Here is a 21,550-nt window from a genome sequence, read left to right as displayed (position 1 = left end):
GGAGAGACAATGGGATCATCGCTAGAAGGAGTTGCTAAGCGACTCGGTGAGTTTGTCACTAGATATAAATACTTGTGTTTACTCTTCAGTATCATGTCTTGTATTGCAATTGGTATTGGGGCAAAAGGGTTAACATTTTCTAATGATTATCGGGCATTTTTTAGTGCTTCAAACCCCGAACTACTGGCTTTTGAAGCTTTTCAGGATAAGTACACCAAGAACGATAATATTCTTATTGTTGTACATCAAAAGGCGGGTAACGGTTTATCCAAACAGCACGCAATGGTGGTTGAACAGCTGACAGAGGCTGCGTGGCAAACACCCTATGCTAGTCGAGTCGACTCTGTGACTAACTTTCAGCATAGTTACGCGGAGGGAGATGAGCTGATAGTTGCGGACTTGATGAAAAACGTCCAGTCATTAAGTGAAGAAGACATTTTACAAAAAGCGGAAATTGCACAACAAGAGCCCTTATTAAAACAGCGCTTGATTGCAAATAATGGTAAGACGACAGGTATCAATATTACCGTTCAGTACCCAGGTGAATCACTGACTGAAGTACCGACAGCGGTAAAATATGTTCGCGAAATAGTTGCAAAAGCACAGCAAGAGAATCCTGATTTAGTGTTTGCGCTTTCTGGAATTTCGATGCTAAACAATGCGTTTAGTGAGTCAGGGCAGCAAGATGCCGAAACCCTTACGCCTATCATGTATTTGGTTTTGATCATTGTAATGTACTGTGGATTACGCAGTTTTCCAGGAACTATTGCAGCTGTATCTGTGGTGATTTTCTCAAGTGTTGTGGCTATGGGGGTCAGTGGCTACGTTGGTATTCAATTAACTCCTATTTCGATAACCGCACCAACTATTATTCTAACGCTAGCGATAGCTGACAGCATACACGTTTTGTTGTCTTACTATGCTGCAAGAAAAGCAGGACACGAAAAAAATCACGCGATAGTGGAAAGTTTACGAATTAACTTCGTTCCCGTATCTATAACTAGTTTGACTACAATTGTAGGCTTTTTAACTCTTAACATGTCGGATGCCCCTCCATTTGCAGATTTGGGCAACATTACAGCATTTGGTATTGCTGCTGCTTGGGTATTATCTCTAATTTTACTACCCAGCCTGATCGCCATTTTGCCAGACAAAAAGAGCTATGCAACTCGTACAAGCATGTTATCTCATTACCTAGGTCGTTTTGGTGGTGCTGTAGCGCAGAAGTATCGAGCTATTTTGCTATTTACTGTTGTTGCGATTGCGGCTAGTGCCTACGTGGTCCCCAATATTGATCTCAATGATGAGTTTGTGAAGTACTTCGATCATCGAGTGGAGTTTCGCCGTGATACCGATTTTACCATGGAAAACCTTACTGGTATTTATGTGGTTGAGTTTGATGTTGAAAGTGGCAAAGTAGGCGGGATCAGTGAACCTGAATATCTTACCAATCTGAATCAATTTACACAGTGGCTGAGAATGCAGCCAGAGGTGGTTCATGTCTATAGTTACACGGATATTGTTAAGCGTCTCAACAAAAATATGCATCAAGATGATACCGGTATGTATCGTTTACCAGCAGATAGAGAGTTAGCAGCGCAGTATCTTCTGCTTTATGAAATGTCCTTGCCATTTGGGTTAGACCTGACGGATAGGATCAGTATGGATAAATCGGCAACTCGAGTAAGCTTGACTCTAGATAACCTCTCAACTGGCCAGATCCAATCTTTTATCGCTCGTACTGAGGCTTGGTTAGTCGACCATACACCAGATGCTATGCATGCTAAAGCAACCGGTGCGACCGTAATGTTCTCACATATTTTCCAGCGTAACGCAGAAAGCATGCTCAGCGGTAATTTAATTGCCGTTATCGTGATCACCTTGATTATGGTGATGACGCTGAGAAGTATTAAATATGGGATCGCAAGTATTCTACCCAACACAATTCCGATGCTATTCACTTTTGGTATTTGGGCTATATTGGTCGGTCAAGTTGGTGTGGCGGCGGCTACGGTAACTTCAACTTCTTTGGGGATCATTGTTGATAATACCGTGCATTTCCTATCCAAGTATTTACGGGCGAGGCGAGAGCAGGGATTGGACCCAGCAGGTGCGGTGAAGTATGCCTTTGAAACCGTCGGTGAAGCTATTTTACTGACCACATTTATTCTGGCTGGCGGCTTCGCAGTGTTGGCCTATTCAACCTTTATGATCAATGCGCAGATGGGGCTGCTAACTGCACTTGCCATTGTCATGGCACTCATCGTGGACTTTTTATTCTTACCCGCGCTGCTTATGTTACTGGCTAAAAGATCAAAGCAAGCGAGCAAAGCGCCTATTCAAGAAGGAACGAAAAATGAAATCTACAACGTCTAAGTTTTTATCGCATTTAGCAATCGGATTGCTGGTTATACCTTTTGCCAGCAACGCAACGCAAGACAATCTAGGCTACAACATCGCAGCTAAAGCAGATCGTTCAGATCGAGGTTTTGAAGTCAGTGCGGTTGATTTAAAAATGCGTTTGATAGACAAGAAAGGCCAAGAAACCGAACGTTTATTGACCATGAAAACCATGGAAGTGGCAGACGAAGACAAAGGTGACAAAAGCCTTATCATTTTTAACTCTCCTGCAGATGTAAAAGAAACCAAGCTGCTTTCACATGCGCAAATTATAGATGCTGATGATCAGTGGTTATATCTCCCAGCGCTTAAGCGTGTTAAACGGATCTCTTCTGCAAACAAATCGGGACCATTTGTTGGCAGCGAGTTTGCGTTTGAAGATTTTACGGCTCAAGAACTCAATAAGTATAGCTATGAATATGTAGCGGAAGAGGCGTGTGGTGAGCTGACATGTGCGGTGATAGATCGGTTTCCAAAATATGAAAACTCGGGATATACCAAACAACGTGCATTAATAGATACCAAGGATTATCAAGTTAGAAAAATAGACTTCTACGATAGAAAAGGCAGTCATTTAAAAACATTGAGCCTAGATAACTACAAGTTATATCAACAGGCGTACTGGCGTCCGCTTACCATGACAATGGAAAATCACCAGTCGGGCAAAAAGACGATATTAGAGTTTTCAGACTACCAATTTGATATTTCCTTGAGTGCTCGCGACTTTATTAAATCGTCGTTGAAATAGGGGGTGGTATGCGACTCAAGGCGATGCTTGCTGTTGTGCTATCTTGCATTCCGTATGCGAAAGCTGAGATGGAATGGCAAAGTAGCACCAGCATTGACCTTAGCACTCGGCAGTATAATGGCTCTCCGATGAGAGCCTCACAACTTGACCGAGAGTTCGATGCTAAATTGATGTGGGAGCTGGATTTTGAAAACCCAAAGATAGGTTTAAGCGGAGGGCTTAAACCTGTATTGAGTGCAGCGAAAAATGAGGGGATAAGGGCATTCGACATTCAAGAAGCATATATCACTCGTTCTTTCTCTCAAGGACAGTTGAATGTTGGTGTAAATACTGTTTTTTGGGGAGTTGCAGAGTCTCGTCATTTGGTTGATATCGTCAATCAAAAGCAGCCGACACGAAATTTAGATAACGAGGCTAAGCTTGGAGAATTACTACTCCATTATCAGCATTTTACTGATAATGGTCATTGGTTTGCCATGTCTTTACCTTATTTTCGTGAGCGTGATTTCGGCCTTCCTGATGACCGCTTGTCGTTGCCACTAGCTGTGACCGATGAGCAATTTGTAGGCCGAGATGCTAATTATAGAGGTAGCTACTTATTAGGTTATCGCGGTGTGCTAGGTGATTGGGATGTCGGAACTTACTACTTCGACGGCATCGACAGGGAGCCCGTTATACGCCCTAATGATAATCAAGAGTTCGATGCCATTTATCGGCGCCTTCAACAAACAGCATTGGACTTACAGTGGACGTCTGAGTACCTGCTTGGGAAGGTTGAAGCGGTACATCGCCATCACCAAATGGGAGGGAAAAGCTGGGCTTATGTAGTCGGTGCCGAATACTACTTTTACGGCATCGCCAATTCCAACAAAGATCTCAGTTTACTCATGGAGTTACATAGAGATACCGAAGAACAGGTGAATCTAAATCGTCTCTATCAAGATGCGGCATTTATTGGCATGCGACTCGCGTGGAATGATGTTGATGATACGAGCATGATTACTGGGGTCTTAATCGATAACGATACTGGGGCTCACACCATTAAAACCGAATTTTCGACTAGGCTCTCCAGTCACTTGAGTCTAGCGCTTGAAGCAAACTTGTTTTTAGAGCAAACCCAGCGTGATGCGACCTACGGGTTTAAAGATGATGATTTTATAGAACTTAGGCTGACTTACTACCTTTAAGGAGAAATTATGGTAAGCCAATACGCAGATGTATTGATTATTGGTGGTTCAATGGCGGGGGCTTGCTTGGCAAGACAACTAAAATTGGCTCATCCAGATATGAAAATTACGGTTATAGAGAGAAAGCAGGCGTTTAATAGTTGGGTTGGAGAGTCGACACTGGAGTCTTTTTGGGACTACATGGCAAACGATTTAAAGCTTGGTTTTTATCTTGAAACAAACCACCTATACAAACATGGGCTGCGTTTTTACTTTGATAGTGATAACCGCGATTTAAGTGTGGAAGAACTGAGTGAGCTTGGGCGTAGTTGGTATCATGGCATCCCTGCGCATCAAATTGACCGCGAAAAGTTTGATAACGATATGGTGCAGTTCAATCGTGAACTAGGTGTCGATGTTGTAATGGGCACTACAGTTAATGAAATTAGTCTCGATGCGCAGCAAGGACACACTGTCGTTACCAGCAGTGGTAGCACTTATACTTGTCGTTATTTAGTTGATGCATCTGGCTTTAATTCACCGTTGGGTAAACAGCTTGGATTAATTGAATCACAAAATGATCGCCACCCTGTGAGTTCATACTGGGGAAGGTTTAAGCATATTGAGCTGATTGATCACCTTGGAAGTGATGAGTGGCGTGCTCGATCGAACTTTACGAGTAGAGCACTGGCTACCAATCACTTTATGTATAAAGGATATTGGATTTGGTTAATTCCATTGAATCAAGACACCTTTAGCATAGGGATTACTGCTAAAAATAATGAAGTGAATTTAAATATTCGTTCAGCTGAAGAATTTGAGCAGTTTTTACGCTCTCATCAAGCACTCAATGAAATTCTAGGACAGCACGCTGAATTATTAGATTACACCTCGATGAAGCGACTATCTAGAAAGGCAAAGCAATCCTTTTCTACAGAACGCTGGTTCTTAACTGGAATGTCATCAGCCTTTTTAGATCCCTTGTTATCACCAGGTTCTGCTTACCTAACCGATGCTAACCGCATGATTGGCGAGCTTATTGAGGCGGATATCGCCGAAGATGCAGAAGTGTTTGCTGGTAAAACAAAGGCATTCAATGCGTACCTTCTTTCTTGGTATGAGAGTTTTATGTTGCACATTACAGGTAACTACCATGGTAGTTATGAAGTACATAAAACGCATTTTGAAGCATTACTAATGCATTGGTTTGGTTTTATTTTACCGTCCTCTATGTCTCGTCGTTATGGTTATTGCCCAAGCCAGCATGGAATGAGTCAAGACGAAGTTAATCAAAAAGCTATCGCGATGATAGAAAATGCTGCGATTGCACGAATTCACGTATTAAAAGATGAGTTTATTCAATTAATCAAAGGGTATGAATACCGCTACAATCGTGGACACTTTTTCGATATTGAACTCACGCGACAACGTATGAAACACGCACATACAAGAGGTGCAATGTTAGACGATGCGGCGATTGCAGAGTTAGATCATGCACTTTTGGAAGTCACCTATCAGGGGTTTTTACGTAGCTTATGTGAAATTCAAAAGGTCGACTTTGACGAAGAAAAAATGCCGATGGTAGTTCAAGCTGCTATCGAAGATAAATTATCACTTACCCATGCTATGCAGCTTTTTCACATATAATAATTAGGCAAAGAAAATGGAAAATTTAGCTATTAAACACCGCATCCAGGATTGTCAAATACAGTCGTTAGCAGAAGATATTATTTCACTAATTTTTGAGCAACGCCGTTTGTTACCTATAGAAGATAACGCACCATTCACTGAGCAGATCGCGGGGCATGTGGAGAGAGTCGAGCAATTCATCGCAAATAACGAACCTATTAATATGGTATTGCCAGCTTTCCCTGCAAAGTCACCAAATAGAACGAAAACACTGGGTTTCTTGCCTGATAAAGGGGAGTTCTATGCATTTGAACGCTTAGTCAATCTCTGTAAACAGATTGAATCTATTTATGAACCGGGTGCAAAAGTAACAATTTGTTCTGATGGTCGTGTTTTTGCCGATATCATTCATGTCACGGATTCACATGTCAGTCAGTACGTAAATACACTACGCCAATACGCGGCTCGTCATTACCCTAACTATTTTGAATTCTTTAATTTAGAAGATGTATTTGACAAAGTTGATGACTTTACTGTACTTCGTGAAGAGCTGATGATCCGCTACGGAGAGAGCTTGTCAGACTTACGTCAACGAGTGAAAAATGAAAAAGAAGCGTCCACGATGTATAAAGGCATAACACGCTTTATGTTGGAGGATTTCTCTGGCATTGAAAAGTTTTCGGATTATAGCCGCACAGCGTTGCAAAAAGTTGCTAAAACAGCTGCCTACCGAGTGATCCAAAGGAGTAATGCATGGAGTCGATTGTTGAAAGATCACTTACCTGAAGCGTTACGCCTATCAATTCACCCTCAATACTTAGTGTCTGAAAAAATTGGTATTTCTTTAGTTTCACAAACTGATGTCTGGACAACGCCATGGCATTCAGTATTGGTGAAAGATAATACAAGTTATCAACTCATGCCGCGTGAACAAGCTGAGAAGTTAGGTTGTGTATTGGTGTTCAACGAAGGCCGTGCAAGCCATTTTGAGCGTATTCATCGAGGAGCGGAGTGATGGATACAATTAAAGCCTTGGATAGCGTTGGAGTTGTCATTGATGCAACTTCTATGGCTTGTCAACGAGTTGAGCGTCTTAATATTGCGTCATTGATCGATGAAATATTTTCTCAAGGACTGGTTGTGCTCAAAGGATTTGAGCCCCTCAATGATACTGATATGGAGTTAGTAGCTAAAGAGATCGGTCCGCTTTTACAGTGGGACTTCGGTTATGTACTTGATTTAAAAATACAAGAGCAACCGCAAAATCATATTTTCAGTGAGGGTAAGGTAGAGCTGCACTGGGACGGAGCATTCGCCTCAGAAGAGCCAAGGTTTAACTTCTTTCAATGCTTGCAGAGTAGTTCCAGCTCCGGTGGTGGAGAGACTACATTTTTGAATACAACACGGTTACTAGAAAGTCTACCGAACGATACCATTGAGCAATGGAAGCAAATTCGGATCCGTTATGAAACGGAAAAGAAAGCCCACTATGGAGGGGTGATTGAAGTTCCTTTAATAAGCCGTCACCCTAAGACAGGCAAGCCTCGCATGCGTTATATTGAACCTTTCAATAAAGATAATATGGCAGTGAATCCAGTTGAGGCACAGGTGATAGGTTTTGATACTTATCAAAGTGACGTCTTTTTGAAAGAAATGAACTCGTTACTTTACTCGTCGAACTACTTTTATAAACATAGTTGGAGGAAAGGCGAGTTTGTGTTTGTGGATAATCTAGCTTTATTACATGGACGCAGTCGCTTTGAAGGAAGCGGCTTAAATCGTCATCTAAAACGGGTTCATATTCTATAGTAATGTATTTACTTTCTCATAGCTCACATGGATGTGAGCTTTTTTATCTAAGATTACTAATTGAATAGTGCTAATACTTCCGATAAATCACTGATAATGGCGTCAGGCTCACTTTGTGAAATTGGATTGCCATGATTATAGCCATAGTCAACGGTAACAACTTTACAACCTGCATTTCGTGCAGTTGTCACATCGTTGATGGAGTCACCGACATAAAACCCATCTTGTACTTCGCAATTCATATTATTTACAGAGGTGTATAAAGGCAGTGGATCTGGCTTTTTCTTTTTCAAAGTGTCAGCACACACAATTGTGTCAAACATAGCTTTAATTTCTAAGTGCTCTAATAACTTATGAGTATGTGAAGTATTCTTGTTGGTGACTAAAGCGAGTTTAATTCTTTGCTGATGTAAACTCTGCAGTGTAGTTTTTGCATTAGAGAATAAACTGGATGAGCGTGTAACACAGTCATCGTAAATGGTTTCAAGTAAACGAGTCGCTTCGGCTCTGTCAATATTGGTATTGTTATGGAAGTCTAACGCACGTTCAGTCAGCTTAGTTGTACCATTGCCAATCCAAGTTTTAACAAGGGCAAGTTCAATATCCGGCAAATAGTAATGGTTTAATGTCGTGTTTAAAGCGTAGGTGATATCTTCAGCGGTACTTACTAAAGTACCGTCTAAATCAAAGCCAACCCAAGTCGGGTATGTAAACATGATTTCATTCCTTGTACATTACAGAGGCCCCAAACAACAGAACCTGAATTGATAAATTATTTAAAGGTAGCGAGTAGTTGTAATAGGCTCTGTAGCTTTTTCACAACAAGTGCAAGTTTTTGCTCGTCAATTTCTTCAGTCGTCGATAGACCTTCAACGTCGGCTGCAACATCCAAAACATAAGGTTTAAAGCGCTTGGCTTCAAACGTAAACCCCGCTTCTTCTGTAAATAGTGCTTTAAACTTACCGTGACCTTGCTGCTGCAATTCATCGAGTTTTTTATCCGCATCTAGTGCTTGGCGGTATATGATCTTGAGATTTTCATTGAGTTTTTCGATAACGGCTTGCATGGTCAGTCCTAATCGCCCTACTAAAAGGGCTTATTTTAAGGGTTTCATTTACAAATGTCAGGTGTAAATCTACCCTTTTATAAGTAGTACAAAGGAATTGGAAACTTATCTCGTAATTTATCCTAAAGGTTTAAATTTATACGCCGATAACCAATTTGATCCATCAAAAAGTCAGGTAATCACTTATGAATATTTCCGGAAGTAACCTACCTGCTATGTCTGGAGCGAGCCAAAGTGGTGAAGTGTACAGCGCTGCATTGGCAAAGAAGCAACAGCAAGCAGATGGACAAGCCGCACTTGCTTTAATTGAATCTGCGGGCAGCAGTGCAGCAGCACAAACGCCAGCGAAATCAGTGACAGCAACGCTAGGCAACAACATCAATACATACGCGTAAGCTTATGTCTGATGGCACGTTGTCTTCGGCATGTCCGATAGATATGTGCAAAGCAATCGGTGCTAGGGTCATTAGCACCGATTTTTTGCTATTTTAGTCTAGTAAATTTAAGTCAATCGGCGTTTTACTTGGCTGACCACCTATTTCTCGCACCAATTTAGGCACCAAGAATCCCGGTAGCACTTCTAAAAGTTCAGCCATTATCGCCTTGGCTTCACGCTCTTCTACATCAAAATGACTAGCGCCTTCTACCTTATCGAGTAAATGCAAATAATAAGGCAGTATATCTGCATCGAATAGGGCTTCACTCAATTGGGCCTGAGCCGCAACATCGTTATTAATTCCTTTAAGTAGCACTGCTTGGTTTAGCAAGGTCACATTGGCTTGTTTAAGTTTTTGCATTGCCGCTTTAAAAGTATCATCGATTTCATTTGCATGATTAATGTGATTTACCAAAATCACCTTTAAATGACTGTTTGCTAAACGTTGGCACAATTCCTCGGTTACTCTCGCTGGGATCACTACCGGTAAGCGGCTGTGAATACGTAAACGTTTGATTTGTGGTATAGCCTCTAATTGCTTTAGCACCCAAGCTATCATGTCATCTTTGGCCATCAGCGGATCACCGCCACTTAAGATCACCTCATTGATTTCATGATGGGCGCGCAAATAATCAAATACAGGCTCTAAGGTGCGTTTGTTGACCTGATTATCCTGATAGGGGAAGTGGCGTCGAAAACAGTAGCGGCAGTTGACCGCACAACCGGTTTTGAGCATGAGTAATACCCTAGAGCGGTACTTATGTAACAAACCAGGTACAGGTGCGTCTTGTTCTTCGAGTGGATCTTTACTAAATCCCGCTTCAGTTAAATATTCCTGATGTACAGGTAACACTTGTAAAAGCAAGGGATCATGACGATCTCCGTGGCGCATTTTAGCGATAAATGGGCGAGGTACTCGCATAGGAAACAAGCGCTTAGCTGCAAAGTCTCGTGCATCAAATTGGTCATGCAACCCCAAGATGTTGAGTAGCTCTTGTGGGTCAGTGACAACATTTGCTAATTCTTTTTGCCAGTTAGTCTGCAAATTTACTTCATTTATTTGTATCATTAGCAGGTTAATTACTCGAATATACGTAGATTAGAGGATACGATGGCGAATTATAGCACCAACGAGTTCAAGGGCGGCCTAAAAATTATGATGGACGGCGAGCCTTGTTCTATCTTAGAAAATGAAATGGTCAAGCCTGGTAAAGGACAAGCGTTTAACCGCGTTAAAATCCGTAAGCTTATCTCAGGTAAAGTACTAGAGAAAACCTTTAAGTCTGGCGACTCAGTGGAAGGCGCAGACGTAATGGACACTGATCTAGCGTATTTATACACTGATGGTGAGTTCTGGCATTTCATGAACAACGAAACATTTGAGCAGATCGCAGCTGATGAAAAAGCAGTGGGTGATAGCGTAAAATGGCTGGTTGAAAATGACGTTTGTACTATCACACTGTGGAATGGTAATCCAATCGCAGTAACACCTCCTAACTTTGTTGAACTTGAGATCACTGAAACCGATCCAGGCCTGAAAGGCGACACTGCGGGTACTGGTGGTAAGCCTGCAACCCTAAGCACAGGTGCTGTTGTTCGTGTTCCTTTGTTCGTTCAAATTGGTGAAGTGATCAAAGTTGATACGCGTAGTGGCGAATACGTAAGCCGCGTAAAATAATAGCGTAAAGCAATTTACGATGTTTTATAAATCCCAGCATGTTGCTGGGATTTTTTTGGAGTAAACAATGACGGTGAACAATTGGCAGCCGAGTGCAACGATAGACACGCTTAGGCAAAGGGCTGCAATTTTAGCGAAGATACGGCACTTTTTTGCGGCTCGTGACGTGATGGAAGTCGACACGCCGAGCCTTTCTCAAGCCTCAGTGACCGATCCTCACTTAGATACTTTCCATACTCGATTTGTTGGCCCAAATCACAGCCAAGGTTTGCCTTTATTTTTACAAACGTCACCTGAGTACGCGATGAAAAGGCTACTAGCCGCCGGCAGTGGTGCGATTTTTCAATTGTGTAAGGCTTTTCGTAATGAAGAGTCAGGACGTCATCACAATCCAGAATTTACGATGTTAGAGTGGTATCGTCCGGGCTTTGACGAATTTGACTTAATGGCGGAAATCGATGAGTTGATGCAGATGTTATTGGACTGTCCTGCTAGTGATTCGATGACTTACCAACAAGCCTTTGAGACATACCTTGGATTTGACCCTTTAAGCGTGTCGCTGACGGAATTAAAAGCGCACGCCAACAAATATGGTTATGGTGATATTGCAGCTATCGAGAATAATCCAGATACTTTACTGCAATTGCTATTTTGCATGGAAATTGAGCCTAAAATAGGTCTGCAGAAACCTTGTTTTGTTTATCACTTTCCGGCATCGCAAGCGGCGCTGGCAAAACTTAACCCGAAAGACAATCGCGTTGCAGGGCGTTTTGAGCTCTATTATCGCAACATGGAACTGGCTAACGGATTTAATGAATTGACGGATGCGGTAGAGCAAAGAGCGCGTTTTGAGCAAGATAACCAACTCAGAGCTGAGATGGGATTGCATCCTGTGCCGGCCGATGAGCGGTTATTGGCTGCACTTGACGCAGGCATCCCCGATTGTGCTGGCGTTGCACTGGGAGTAGATAGGCTAGTCATGCTGGCGCTAAACAAAGCTAGCATAAGCGAAGTGCTCACATTTGATGTTTCGCGAGCTTAGCGCCGCGAAACAAAACGAGTAAGCTCTTTTTGAGTGGTTTCTGTGAGCTTTTGGGCACTTTGGCATTCAGCTAACGCGCCATCAATTTGTGATTTAGACTGCTGACCCAGTTCGACAATTTGTTGCACTGCTTGGTGGGTATGTTTTTGTGTTTCTTCAAGTTGGTGTACCGCACTAACGATTTCTTCTAATTGTGCTTGATTGCGTTCAAAGTCATCACTCATCGAAATAAAGCCTTGAGAGGTATCACTGATGGCTTTCTCTGCTGAGCTTGAATGAGAAATCAATTGCTCTGATTCTTGATTGGTTTCACCGACAAGCACGTTCATTTGATTGATAAAATCGCTGATCTGGCGGGTGGCCGCATTGACCTTGACCGACAGCGCACGAACTTCATCGGCAACCACTGCAAAGCCACGTCCGGCTTCACCTGCTCGAGCTGCTTCAATTGCCGCATTGAGCGCAAGCAAGTTGGTTTGGTCGGAAAACTCTTCAACCATTTTTAGAATGTTGCGAATATTCTCACTATTTTCTTTTAGGCCTGAAACCGTCGATGAAAAGTTACCTAGTAGCGTGGTGATTTGTTTTACTTCAGCGACAAGCTTAGTTAACGACTGTGATGAACCGCGAACAAAATGCAAGCTTTCGGTATTGGCCTGATAAACCTGATCGGTATTGTGCACAATACTTTGTAAACTGTGGCTGACCTGATCGGAAGCTGCAATAATTGTGTCACCTTGGCTCAGCTGCTGCTGTCCATACTTTGCGGTACTTTGCATGGAATTGGTGATATCGCGGTTGCTTTGTGTTGCCGCAGCAGCACTTTCATATGTTTTTTCCAAAAGGACACTAAGGTGGGTGGTAAAGGCGTTGTACTGCTCGCTTAAATCTCTAAATTCGTCATAAGTGAATTGTGGCAGCTTTGCATCTAGGTTACCGTCTTGGCGGTTAACACGTTCCAGTGACTCTTTCATCGCTTGTACAGGTCGCACGATTAAAAAGCGCATATAAAAGACGGTAAATGCAAACGCAGCAATAATCACAATAGTGATCAGCCAAAACAGCCCCATATTCGCGCCAGATTGGGATAGCTCCGAATACAGCCAAAATAAACTAATTGCTTGAAAGAGAAGTAAAAAACCTAAATTGCCAATAATTTTGCGTGTTAGGGTAAAGAAAAACGTCTCTTCTAAAAAATTATAAATGCGCATATATAAACTCATATTGGGCTCATCATTGTGCCACTTTATTTGTCTCAGTATAGATGAGCTAAATGGAATAACAATGCTAAAGCGATCAAGCAGTTACTCAATTGGGGTGGCGTAAGCGCCAATGCCCTGTAAATACATTTTGGTTTGGCATGGAAAGTTAGTGAAAATACCATCCACCCCGAAATTTAGCATCATATCTATGTCTTGTTGTTTATCGACCGTATAAGCAAATACCTTTAATCCGCGAGATTTTGCGTCCAACACATATTCATGATTAATAAAGTTTTTGTCCATATGAATGCTGTAGGCATGGAGCGATTCGGCAAATTGCGCATAATGAATTGGGATCGAAGCGGTTAACGCGCCAATTCTTACCCAAGGTAATTTTTGCTTTAGCCACAATAGTTGATGATGGTCAAAAGAGGAGATGAGTAGCTGCTCTCTGGTGATCACGCCTTGCTGGATATGATCTTCAATATAGGTAACGAATTTATCTAGGCCAAAGGTATGCTTCAGTTCTAAATTGATATCTGTCTGTTTGCCTATGGTGGCAAACACTTGCTGCAAGGTTGGAATTGATTGTCCTTTACCGGCATCAAGCGTGGCAAGGTAGGCTTGAGTTTGTTCATTAACTCTACCCACGCCATTGGTGGTCCTGTCTAGCCAAGTGTCGTGGATAATGGCGTAATCATCCGCGCAACTTTGCACATCCAACTCAATACCATCAACGCCAATATGGAGAGCTGCTTCTATTGCAGCAAGTGTGTTTTCCGGATAGCTGCCACTGGCTCCACGGTGCGCTAAGACTTGAATCATGCTTTTTTCCTTGTAATAGACCAAGTTTCAAAACAGGCTGCACTAACTACCAACAACCCGCCAAGTAATGTTGTAAGTGTCAACGTCTCGTGTAACAGAATATAAGCTAATAGCGTTCCATACAATGGTTGTAAACAAGAAATTAACCCTGCAGTGGTGGCAGATAAATAACGTAGGCTAGAGGCAAACAAGGCGTGTGGAATTGCTGTAAATATTGCTCCTGCAAGCAAGATTAACCAGAGGTTTTCTGTGGAAACTTGTTGAATTGGCACTTCCACAAATGCTAACAGCATGAGGCATGCAACAAGCGTTTGATAAAGCATCGTGTGTGGGCCGCTATAGTGAGAAAAGAAGCGCTTTTGGAGCAAGTTGCGTAGCGCAAAGAGTGCGCCCGAGAATACGCCCGTAATAATCCCTAAGGTAACTTGGTTGCCAAGGTTCGCTTCTGGTACTAACAGATAGATACCAAATAGCACCGCGCTCGCACTGATAAAATCTTTTAGCTGTACACGGTTGCGAGTGAAGAGCGGCTCTAAAAAAACGGTGATAACGGGGTAGGTGAAAAAGGCAATGATCCCAACTGCAATTCCCGCCATTTGCATGCCTGCAAAGTAAGTCACCCAATGAAGTCCCACGATGACACCGAGAACTAAAGCCGTTAGATAATCTTTTTTGTGTATTAATTTTATCGGCTGCCGTTGTATTTTGAGTAACAGTAGTAGCACAACGAAAGCAACGGCGGTACGGTAAACGGTGATATCCAATGCTGAGAGTGAAATTAATTTTGAAAATAATGCTGTTCCACCAAATAATAAAACGGCACTATGAAGCGAGAGCAAAGCGGATTGTTGTGGGCGCATATCGAATATTAGAACTGTTTTTTAGCAGTCTATCATTTAATCGCTTTGAGATGACAAGATTGTTGACACTTGTCACTCAACATTCTGCGCTTAAACGTAAATAATAATAAAAAGAGTGAACCAGAGAAGCTTGTGTCCATTACCACAGAATTTACCCTAGTAGAGAAACGGCGCTCATTTTGGAATGCCGGACCCCTTATATTTTCAACCTTTTACTTTTTCCCGTTAATATTTAGCTGGGCGCAATTGAGCGCAGTTAATATTGCGTTGCAAGTTGTTGTGTACCTTAGTTTTGTCTTGCTCTATTGGCAGAGTATTACAAAAACGGGCAATGCGTTGGTGATGAATTTAGTAGTGATGGCAGGGCTTTGTGTCGCAGGTAGTTGGGTGACGACTGGGACGAGTTCATTATTTGGCTTTATTGCTTTTTTCTGCGGTTTTAATTTTCTGCCTCGTTATAAAATCATTGCGATGCTGGTCATCATAGTGCTGGTATTGCTAACGGCTAAATTTATCGCGACCCAGCAAACGGTTTATTTCTTGATGCCTGCACTGTGCGTGGCATGTGGACTCTTTATTTTTGGTTGGATGTCACACCGAGAGCGAGTACATCAAGAGTTGCAGAGGCAAAGTGAAGAAGAGATTAAGCGGCTAGGCGCCGTGGCTGAGCGTGAGCGTATTGCACGTGACCTACATGATTTACTTGGTCATTCACTCAGCTCGATAGCATTAAAAGCAGAGCTGGCGAGTAAATTTGCAGCTGCAAATGCATTAGAGCAAGCGCAATCAGAAGCGCAGCAGGTTGCAGACTTAGCGAGAGAAGCACTAAGCGAAGTGCGCCAAGCCGTCACCGGCTACCATCAGCTAGCGCTTGATGCTCAGCTGCACATTTTGGCATCGAGGCTAAAAGATAAGGGCATTGCCGTAACGCTAGAATTGCAGGCGGTCACTTTAGATAAAGTAAGCGAAGCCTGTTTGTGCTTTTTTGCTAAAGAGATATGCACCAACATTATTCGTCACAGCGACGCAGATAAGGTTTGCTTCACACTACGACAAACTGACAATAATGTCTTTGTAGAAATTAAAGATAATGGCTCTATAAAGTCCATAAAAGAAGGAAATGGTTTAATGGGGATCCGTACCCGATTGAAAGAATGTGGTGGCCAATTATTTTATAACACCGAACAGGGCGGATACTTTAAGGCGGTACTAGGGGAAGCAGGATGATCAAAGTTTTTATTGTTGAAGATCAAGCATTAGTAAGAGGAGCTATTGCGGCATTATTGAGCTTAGATAGAGAGATTGAGGTGGTTGGCGAGGCTGAAAACGGTCAAGTTGCAAAGGAAAAGTTAGCAAAGTTAACGCCTGATATCGTGCTAACGGATATTGAAATGCCACAAGTCACTGGGCTTGAGCTTGCTCAGCACTTACAACAAAAAATGCCAGACACAAAAGTAGTTATCATGACGACCTTTTCTAAGGCGGGTTATATTCGTCGCGCGATCACTTTAGGGGTAAATGGCTTTGTATTAAAAGAAGCACCAAGTGAGTACTTGCTATCAACGCTGAAAAAGGTAATGAACGGATATAAGGTTATTGACCCAGAGCTTGCTCTGTACGCTTTGGAGGATGCTGACCCGCTTACTGATAAGGAGCGAAAAGCGTTGCGTTTGGCCAGTGAAGGACTAAAAACTGCTGAAATCGCAGGACAGCTATTTTTGAGCGAGGGAACGGTAAGGAATTATTTATCCGACGCTATCGCGAAATTACATGCGACAAATCGAGTAGATGCAGCAAGAATTGCTAAGCAAAAAGGATGGCTGTAACTCGGTGTAATAGCATATATCCAGTTAATACTTCAAAATAATGCAGTGCGGTAATATACTGCACCATCCGCCAAGTAATAATAATGTATTAATTTTGAGTGTAATGATGGATCCTAAATTACTTATTCAAGTTACCGCAATAACGACTGTGGTTTGTACAGTTTTTATGGCCGTAAACTGGTTTATTAATAAAGGCCTACCAGGCACTCGAGATTGGCTTGTTTTCATTGCGCTTACCGCAATTGGGTGTGGCCTGTTGGCCGCCTATACACTTCCCATTACGTTCTCAATTTTTATTCCCAATCTTACTATCGCATTTGGACTTTTTTATCTGGCTCGTGGTGTTGATGCGTTTTTTAGTGTGAAAAGCAATTACATGCCTTGGTATGTATTAGCCGCATTGGGTATTCCAAGTTTTACTTACTTTTTGTACGTGGATTTTAATTTTATAGCTCGTGTCGGGATCAACTACCTAGTCTGGGCGATGGCGATGATTTACTGCCTGCGAGCGTTAAATAAAGGCCATAAATTATTATCACAACAGTTTAGTGCGGCACATTGGGCGTTTGGCCTATCGTGCTTGAGCTTATTGGCCGTGTTTACTTTTAGAGTGGTCATGCTTGGCGGCTACTCGGTGACAGATAGCCTGGTTTCGGCAAATTGGGTTAACCAGTTTTTTGCAGTTTCAGTGAGTACGATGCCGCTGCTGTTGTGTTTTTCTTTATGCCTGTTATGTAGCAGTCGTCGTGAAAAAGAACTATGCCTGTTAAAAACTGCTGCTGAGCAGTCAGCGCAAGTAAAAGGACAGTTTTTAACGTTATTAAGTCATGAACTGAGAACACCACTAAACGCCATTGTTGGTCACGCAGAATCACTTAAAAAAGTGCCGCGTGAGCCCAATCGCCATGCTCAATTATGCGATGTTATCGTCCACGCCGCGATGTCGATGTCAGACTTAGCCAATCAAGTATTATTGCAAGCGAAAGGGGAATATGCCGCGCAAAATCGCGTGCCTGTCTCGCTTTATAGTCTTTCGCAAGAGTTAGTTCGCCTTTTACAGCCGCTGGCATTGGCTAAAGGGTTGAGTTTGAGGGTCGAGGTTAAAGGTCTGTATCCACAGGACGTTCATGTCGTTGAGCAAGATACATTGTCTTTGGTACTCAGAAATCTGCTTTCGAACGCGATTAAGTACACAGATAAAGGCATTATTACGCTGATCCTGGAAGGCACAAATCGCGCTGAGGATAAGCAAACTATCCGTTTTGCAATTAAGGATACGGGCAAAGGACTGACTGAAGTACAAATGGAAAAGATCTTCGAGCCCTTTGTCACATTAAATACTGAACAATCCATCTCGCAAAGTTCAGGATTTGGGTTGGCGTTATGCAAGCAACTGCTGCAAGGGCTAGACTCTGAGCTTAACGTCGACAGCAAGCTTGGCAATGGCACTGTGTTTAGCTTTGAGTTAGATTGCCAGTGTAGTGATTCACCGTTACAGAACACGGAGTTTAATACAGAGAAGCTAGCACTCAATGTGCTTGTTGTTGAAGATAACCTCATGAATATTGACGTGATCAGCACTTATTTAAACGATATGGTGAGCGAGTTTTCTATTGCTAAGTGCCTTGCAGAAGCGGAAGTCGCACTATTAGAACACAATTTCGATATTGTTCTGTTAGACATGCGACTGCCAGATGGTAATGGTCTTGAGTGGTTTAAAGAAGGCTTCAACGAAATTGGCTTTACCTCCAGCGTTAAGGTGATAGCGTTAACGGGTGATGGCGATCCTGAATTGAAAAGACAATGCCTCCGAGCTGGCATGCAGGACTGTTTAACTAAGCCTATCATGCCAAGCCGTTTATATGCGGCACTGGAATGTGCGACTGTAAAAACAACATCTCGCTTGGAATGTAAGACTTTGATTGATCAATCAAGATTTATGGATCTCGCAAACCGTGAAAGTTCAGGCGTGTTGGCGACGAAATTGATGTATTTAGCAGACAGGTTTGAATATGAGATTGCGCAAATTAAAGGGCTCACAGAGTTAAATGTAACAGATTTAGCCATTGATAAACTAGCCTACATTGAAAATGAAGCTCTAGAGCTCGGCATGGTGAATTTTGCAGAGCTTGTTCAAGCAGCAACAGTACAGCTGAGTTACTCTGAAGAGCAAGTCGATTGGGACGGTCTTGCTATGGTTGCTAGACGCTCAGTTGAGCGTTTATTAGAGCTTCACGCCCAAATTGCAACGTTGGAATCGACATCAAATTCAGTGGTTAATCTATCTGCATAAAAAGATTCATCGATCTTGGCCTAGGTCATTAGGCTATTTTGGGTTAAAATAACAGCATAGCTTATTTAACAAGACAGTAATGCCAAAACAGGATCCCTATCTCGATAGAGAACAGCAAAAATACGACAATCCAGTACCTAGTCGCGAATTTATCTTAGAACACATTAAAAGCGCGGCCAAACCACCTTCTTTCTCTCAATTGTGTAACGATTTAAAAGTGCAAGACGAAGAACGTCAAATTGCGCTTAAACGCCGCTTGCGCGCAATGGAGCGAGACGGTCAACTGCACTTCAATAAATTTAAGTGTTACACCATTCCAAGTGATGATGGTCTAGTCAAAGGCCGCGTTGTTGGACACCGTGACGGCTTTGGCTTTTTAGAAGTCGAAGGCGAACCCAAAGATTGGTTTATCACTAAGTATCAAATGGAGCGCGTGCTACATGGCGATTGGGTGTTAGCAAAGGCTGGCAGCCGAGGCTCAGGTGGTAAGGTGGAAGCGCGCATTGTGCGGGTACTTGAAAAAGAGCGTGCGCCAGTCGTCGGTCGTTATTTTGTTGAGTTTGGCATGGCAGTCGTGGTGCCAGAAGATCCTCGCATTACTCAAGATATCATCATCGTACCTGGCCAAGAAAATGGTGCTCGCCATAATCAAATGGTGCAGGTAGAGATCACTCAAAGCCCTAGCAAACAAATGAATGCAATGGGTAAAGTACTTGAGGTGCTCGGCGATCATATGGCACCGGGTATGGAAATTGAGGTGGCACTTCGCAATCATGACATTCCTCATGAGTGGCCAAGTGAAGTAGAAGCACAAGTTGCAAATCTTGGTGAGTTTGTAGAAGAGTCTGCCAAACAAGGCCGTGTCGACCTGCGCGACTTACCGTTAGTGACCATTGACGGTGAAGACGCACGTGACTTTGATGACGCCGTATATTGCGAGCGTAAAAAGTCAGGTGGTTGGCGTTTATGGGTTGCTATTGCGGATGTATCTCATTATGTCGGCAAAGGCACTGCGCTTGACAAAGAAGCGATTGAGCGTGGTAACTCAGTGTATTTTCCTGAGCAAGTTGTGCCAATGCTACCTAAGGTGCTATCAAACGGTCTATGTTCATTGAATCCTAAGGTAGACCGCTTGTGTATGGTTGCGGAAATGACCGTGTCCGAAGCGGGTCGTTTGTCTGGCTACCGTTTTTACGAAGCCGTGATGAACTCTCATGCTCGTCTTACTTACACCAAAGTCCATGCGATTTTACAAGGTGACGAAAAGCTCAGAGCGGATTATCAGCCTCTTGTGCCTCATCTGACCGAGCTCCATAACATGTATATGGCGCTGAAGGCTGCAAGGCAGGAGCGTGGCGCGATTGAGTTTGAAACCCTAGAAACACGCTTTGTATTTAATGCCCATCGAAAAATTGACTCTATCGTGCCTGTGGTTCGTAACGACGCCCACAAGCTGATTGAAGAGTGCATGATCTTGGCTAATGTGTCAGCAGCAAAGCTGTTGGAAAAACATGAAGCCCATAGCTTGTACCGTGTTCATGATGAGCCAGACCCTGAAAGATTGAGCCAGTTTAGACAATTCTTGCAAGACTTGGGTATCGAAAGTCAATTACCTAACGATCCGTCGCCAGAGGAGTTGACCCAAGCGCTTGAGTCATTGGGAGATCGCCCTGAAAAAGAATTGATCCAGACCATGTTACTGCGCTCAATGAAGCAAGCAGTATATCAGCCTGAAAATATTGGCCACTTTGGTTTGGCATTAAAAGCCTATGCACACTTTACCTCACCAATTCGCCGTTATCCGGATCTGGTGGTACACCGCGCAATCAAAGGCATTTTACAGCAGCAACAACAGCCCGTGAGTGGCGCTTACATCTACAATGAAGATGAAGTGAAACAACTGGGTGAGCAGTGCTCGATGACAGAGCGCCGCGCTGATGACGCTACTCGAGAAGTTGCTGATTGGCTTAAATGTGAATTTATGCAAGATCATGTTGGCGATGAATTTACCGGTGTGATCTCATCAGTCACCAACTTTGGATTATTTGTGAGGTTGGACGATCTACAGATTGACGGGATGATCCATGTTAGCAATTTAGGGCATGAGTACTTCCATTTTGATGGTGCAAAGCAATGTTTGATTGGCGAGCATAGTCGCACAGTGTTTAGACTCGGCGATAAACTTACTGTTGTGGTTGCTTCAGTTAGCTTGGACGATCGTCGTATCAACTTAGCTTTGGCTGAAGAAGGTCAGCAAGACAGGTATGCAAGGCGTCGAAAATCGCCAAAAAGCACAGCAAGTAGTGTTCGTGAGCAGCTAAAAACGGGTAAAATCCCGGGAGCTAAGCGCCGTGACGGTGAAACGTCTGGTCGCGACAAAGATAATAAAGGCGATGACAAAGCCAAAAAGCGCAAAAGAACGACCCCTAAGGGTGAGCTCAAACAGGCGAAAAAGGCAGGCACGCTGAAGTCGAAGAAAAAATCGACGAGTAAAAAAGCCAAAGCGGCAAAGGGCAAAGCAAAACGCCCGGGTAAAAACGAAAGAAATCGTAGCAAAAAAGCGCAATAGA

At 43.0% G+C, this 21,550-nt stretch carries 19 protein-coding genes; 13 read left to right on the top strand and 6 right to left on the bottom strand.

From position 1 onward, the window contains the following. The first annotated feature begins 9 nt into the window (after positions 1 to 9). The 6 genes from ABMY45_RS06780 to ABMY45_RS06755 are packed head-to-tail and all read left to right on the top strand — an operon-like array spanning position 10 to position 7,752. Positions 10 to 2,376 (top strand): MMPL family transporter, encoded by a 2,367-nt coding sequence (locus ABMY45_RS06780; RefSeq protein ID WP_349288626.1) that lies wholly within the window; start codon positions 10 to 12, stop codon positions 2,374 to 2,376. Then, positions 2,357 to 3,148, top strand: a complete 792-nt coding sequence (locus tag ABMY45_RS06775) for an outer membrane lipoprotein-sorting protein (protein WP_010605843.1) — start codon at positions 2,357 to 2,359, stop codon at positions 3,146 to 3,148. The genes ABMY45_RS06780 and ABMY45_RS06775 overlap by 20 nt, the downstream gene beginning before the upstream one ends. Positions 3,149 to 3,156: 8 nt before the next feature. After that, entirely contained in the window at positions 3,157 to 4,335 is a 1,179-nt protein-coding gene (locus ABMY45_RS06770) for a hypothetical protein (RefSeq protein ID WP_349288625.1), read from the top strand. Between the two features lie 9 nt (positions 4,336 to 4,344). Continuing rightward, positions 4,345 to 5,961, top strand: a complete 1,617-nt coding sequence (locus ABMY45_RS06765) for an NAD(P)/FAD-dependent oxidoreductase (RefSeq protein WP_206471829.1) — start codon at positions 4,345 to 4,347, stop codon at positions 5,959 to 5,961. A gap of 16 nt (positions 5,962 to 5,977) precedes the next feature. Then, a complete protein-coding gene (locus ABMY45_RS06760; RefSeq protein WP_010605840.1) occupies positions 5,978 to 6,958 on the top strand; it encodes an isocyanide synthase family protein in 981 nt (326 codons plus the stop codon). Continuing rightward, entirely contained in the window at positions 6,958 to 7,752 is a 795-nt protein-coding gene (locus ABMY45_RS06755; RefSeq protein ID WP_010605839.1) for a TauD/TfdA family dioxygenase, read from the top strand. Before ABMY45_RS06760 ends, ABMY45_RS06755 begins: the two co-directional genes overlap by 1 nt. A 56-nt stretch (positions 7,753 to 7,808) precedes the next feature. On the opposite strand, the gene gph is transcribed toward ABMY45_RS06755, so the two are convergent. Beyond that, positions 7,809 to 8,468, bottom strand: coding sequence for a phosphoglycolate phosphatase (gene gph, locus ABMY45_RS06750; RefSeq protein WP_227387511.1), 660 nt, complete (start codon positions 8,466 to 8,468; stop codon positions 7,809 to 7,811). Positions 8,469 to 8,524: 56 nt separating this feature from the next. Further along, positions 8,525 to 8,818 (bottom strand): hypothetical protein, encoded by a 294-nt coding sequence (locus ABMY45_RS06745; RefSeq protein WP_010605837.1) that lies wholly within the window; start codon positions 8,816 to 8,818, stop codon positions 8,525 to 8,527. Between the two features lie 185 nt (positions 8,819 to 9,003). On the opposite strand from ABMY45_RS06745, the gene ABMY45_RS06740 reads away from it, so the two are divergent. After that, positions 9,004 to 9,213 (top strand): hypothetical protein, encoded by a 210-nt coding sequence (locus tag ABMY45_RS06740; protein WP_010605836.1) that lies wholly within the window; start codon positions 9,004 to 9,006, stop codon positions 9,211 to 9,213. A gap of 93 nt (positions 9,214 to 9,306) precedes the next feature. Here ABMY45_RS06740 and epmB read toward each other — a convergent pair whose 3' ends face one another. After that, on the bottom strand, positions 9,307 to 10,323 hold the full coding sequence (epmB, locus tag ABMY45_RS06735; protein WP_102056050.1) for an EF-P beta-lysylation protein EpmB: 1,017 nt from the start codon (positions 10,321 to 10,323) through the stop codon (positions 9,307 to 9,309). Between the two features lie 42 nt (positions 10,324 to 10,365). Here epmB and efp point away from each other — a divergent pair, with 42 nt between their 5' ends. Then, entirely contained in the window at positions 10,366 to 10,932 is a 567-nt protein-coding gene (gene efp, locus ABMY45_RS06730) for an elongation factor P (RefSeq protein WP_010605834.1), read from the top strand. A gap of 67 nt (positions 10,933 to 10,999) precedes the next feature. Further along, positions 11,000 to 11,974, top strand: a complete 975-nt coding sequence (epmA, locus tag ABMY45_RS06725) for an elongation factor P--(R)-beta-lysine ligase (protein WP_206471830.1) — start codon at positions 11,000 to 11,002, stop codon at positions 11,972 to 11,974. On the opposite strand, the gene ABMY45_RS06720 is transcribed toward epmA, so the two are convergent. The 3 genes from ABMY45_RS06720 to ABMY45_RS06710 all read right to left on the bottom strand — a co-directional run bounded on the left by ABMY45_RS06720 (position 11,971) and on the right by ABMY45_RS06710 (position 14,861). Next, positions 11,971 to 13,185 (bottom strand): methyl-accepting chemotaxis protein, encoded by a 1,215-nt coding sequence (locus ABMY45_RS06720; protein WP_029215828.1) that lies wholly within the window; start codon positions 13,183 to 13,185, stop codon positions 11,971 to 11,973. The genes epmA and ABMY45_RS06720 overlap by 4 nt on opposite strands. 93 nt (positions 13,186 to 13,278) lie before the next feature. Further along, positions 13,279 to 14,001, bottom strand: a complete 723-nt coding sequence (locus ABMY45_RS06715) for a glycerophosphodiester phosphodiesterase family protein (protein ID WP_102056053.1) — start codon at positions 13,999 to 14,001, stop codon at positions 13,279 to 13,281. Continuing rightward, positions 13,998 to 14,861 carry a DMT family transporter gene (locus ABMY45_RS06710; RefSeq protein ID WP_010605830.1) on the bottom strand — a complete coding sequence of 288 codons (864 nt, stop codon included), beginning with the start codon at positions 14,859 to 14,861 and terminating at the stop codon, positions 13,998 to 14,000. The genes ABMY45_RS06715 and ABMY45_RS06710 overlap by 4 nt, the downstream gene beginning before the upstream one ends. A 246-nt stretch (positions 14,862 to 15,107) precedes the next feature. Between ABMY45_RS06710 and ABMY45_RS06705 the strand changes: the two genes are divergently transcribed. The 4 genes from ABMY45_RS06705 (at position 15,108) to rnr (ending at position 21,549) form a co-directional block, all read left to right on the top strand. Further along, a complete protein-coding gene (locus tag ABMY45_RS06705) occupies positions 15,108 to 16,088 on the top strand; it encodes a sensor histidine kinase (protein WP_227387510.1) in 981 nt (326 codons plus the stop codon). Beyond that, positions 16,085 to 16,687 (top strand): response regulator transcription factor, encoded by a 603-nt coding sequence (locus tag ABMY45_RS06700; protein ID WP_010605828.1) that lies wholly within the window; start codon positions 16,085 to 16,087, stop codon positions 16,685 to 16,687. Before ABMY45_RS06705 ends, ABMY45_RS06700 begins: the two co-directional genes overlap by 4 nt. 103 nt (positions 16,688 to 16,790) lie before the next feature. Continuing rightward, positions 16,791 to 18,980 (top strand): ATP-binding protein, encoded by a 2,190-nt coding sequence (locus ABMY45_RS06695; protein WP_227387509.1) that lies wholly within the window; start codon positions 16,791 to 16,793, stop codon positions 18,978 to 18,980. 79 nt (positions 18,981 to 19,059) lie between these two features. After that, the gene (rnr, locus tag ABMY45_RS06690; protein ID WP_010368700.1) at positions 19,060 to 21,549 is read left to right on the top strand and encodes a ribonuclease R; all 2,490 of its coding nucleotides are present in this window, start codon (positions 19,060 to 19,062) and stop codon (positions 21,547 to 21,549) included. Position 21,550: the final 1 nt, after the last annotated feature.

Origin of the sequence: Pseudoalteromonas sp. XMcav11-Q (assembly GCF_040104525.1) — a bacterium.
In the GTDB taxonomy this organism is placed as follows: domain Bacteria; phylum Pseudomonadota; class Gammaproteobacteria; order Enterobacterales; family Alteromonadaceae; genus Pseudoalteromonas.
Note: the sequence above shows the minus strand (reverse complement) of the source record. Positions and strands in the feature narration are given on the sequence as shown.

What these genes read in the sequence shown, in the direction of transcription:
- gph (WP_227387511.1), bottom strand. Translation starts at nt 8,468, where the DNA reads ATGTTTACATACCCGACTTGGGTTGGCTTTGATTTAGACGGTACTTTA.
- ABMY45_RS06765 (WP_206471829.1), top strand. Translation starts at nt 4,345, where the DNA reads ATGGTAAGCCAATACGCAGATGTATTGATTATTGGTGGTTCAATGGCG.
- efp (WP_010605834.1), top strand. Translation starts at nt 10,366, where the DNA reads ATGGCGAATTATAGCACCAACGAGTTCAAGGGCGGCCTAAAAATTATG.
- ABMY45_RS06715 (WP_102056053.1), bottom strand. Translation starts at nt 14,001, where the DNA reads ATGATTCAAGTCTTAGCGCACCGTGGAGCCAGTGGCAGCTATCCGGAA.
- epmB (WP_102056050.1), bottom strand. Translation starts at nt 10,323, where the DNA reads ATGATACAAATAAATGAAGTAAATTTGCAGACTAACTGGCAAAAAGAA.
- ABMY45_RS06770 (WP_349288625.1), top strand. Translation starts at nt 3,157, where the DNA reads ATGCGACTCAAGGCGATGCTTGCTGTTGTGCTATCTTGCATTCCGTAT.
- ABMY45_RS06745 (WP_010605837.1), bottom strand. Translation starts at nt 8,818, where the DNA reads ATGCAAGCCGTTATCGAAAAACTCAATGAAAATCTCAAGATCATATAC.
- ABMY45_RS06720 (WP_029215828.1), bottom strand. Translation starts at nt 13,185, where the DNA reads ATGCGCATTTATAATTTTTTAGAAGAGACGTTTTTCTTTACCCTAACA.
- rnr (WP_010368700.1), top strand. Translation starts at nt 19,060, where the DNA reads ATGCCAAAACAGGATCCCTATCTCGATAGAGAACAGCAAAAATACGAC.
- ABMY45_RS06775 (WP_010605843.1), top strand. Translation starts at nt 2,357, where the DNA reads ATGAAATCTACAACGTCTAAGTTTTTATCGCATTTAGCAATCGGATTG.
- ABMY45_RS06695 (WP_227387509.1), top strand. Translation starts at nt 16,791, where the DNA reads ATGATGGATCCTAAATTACTTATTCAAGTTACCGCAATAACGACTGTG.
- ABMY45_RS06740 (WP_010605836.1), top strand. Translation starts at nt 9,004, where the DNA reads ATGAATATTTCCGGAAGTAACCTACCTGCTATGTCTGGAGCGAGCCAA.
- ABMY45_RS06700 (WP_010605828.1), top strand. Translation starts at nt 16,085, where the DNA reads ATGATCAAAGTTTTTATTGTTGAAGATCAAGCATTAGTAAGAGGAGCT.
- epmA (WP_206471830.1), top strand. Translation starts at nt 11,000, where the DNA reads ATGACGGTGAACAATTGGCAGCCGAGTGCAACGATAGACACGCTTAGG.
- ABMY45_RS06755 (WP_010605839.1), top strand. Translation starts at nt 6,958, where the DNA reads ATGGATACAATTAAAGCCTTGGATAGCGTTGGAGTTGTCATTGATGCA.
- ABMY45_RS06780 (WP_349288626.1), top strand. Translation starts at nt 10, where the DNA reads ATGGGATCATCGCTAGAAGGAGTTGCTAAGCGACTCGGTGAGTTTGTC.
- ABMY45_RS06760 (WP_010605840.1), top strand. Translation starts at nt 5,978, where the DNA reads ATGGAAAATTTAGCTATTAAACACCGCATCCAGGATTGTCAAATACAG.
- ABMY45_RS06710 (WP_010605830.1), bottom strand. Translation starts at nt 14,861, where the DNA reads ATGCGCCCACAACAATCCGCTTTGCTCTCGCTTCATAGTGCCGTTTTA.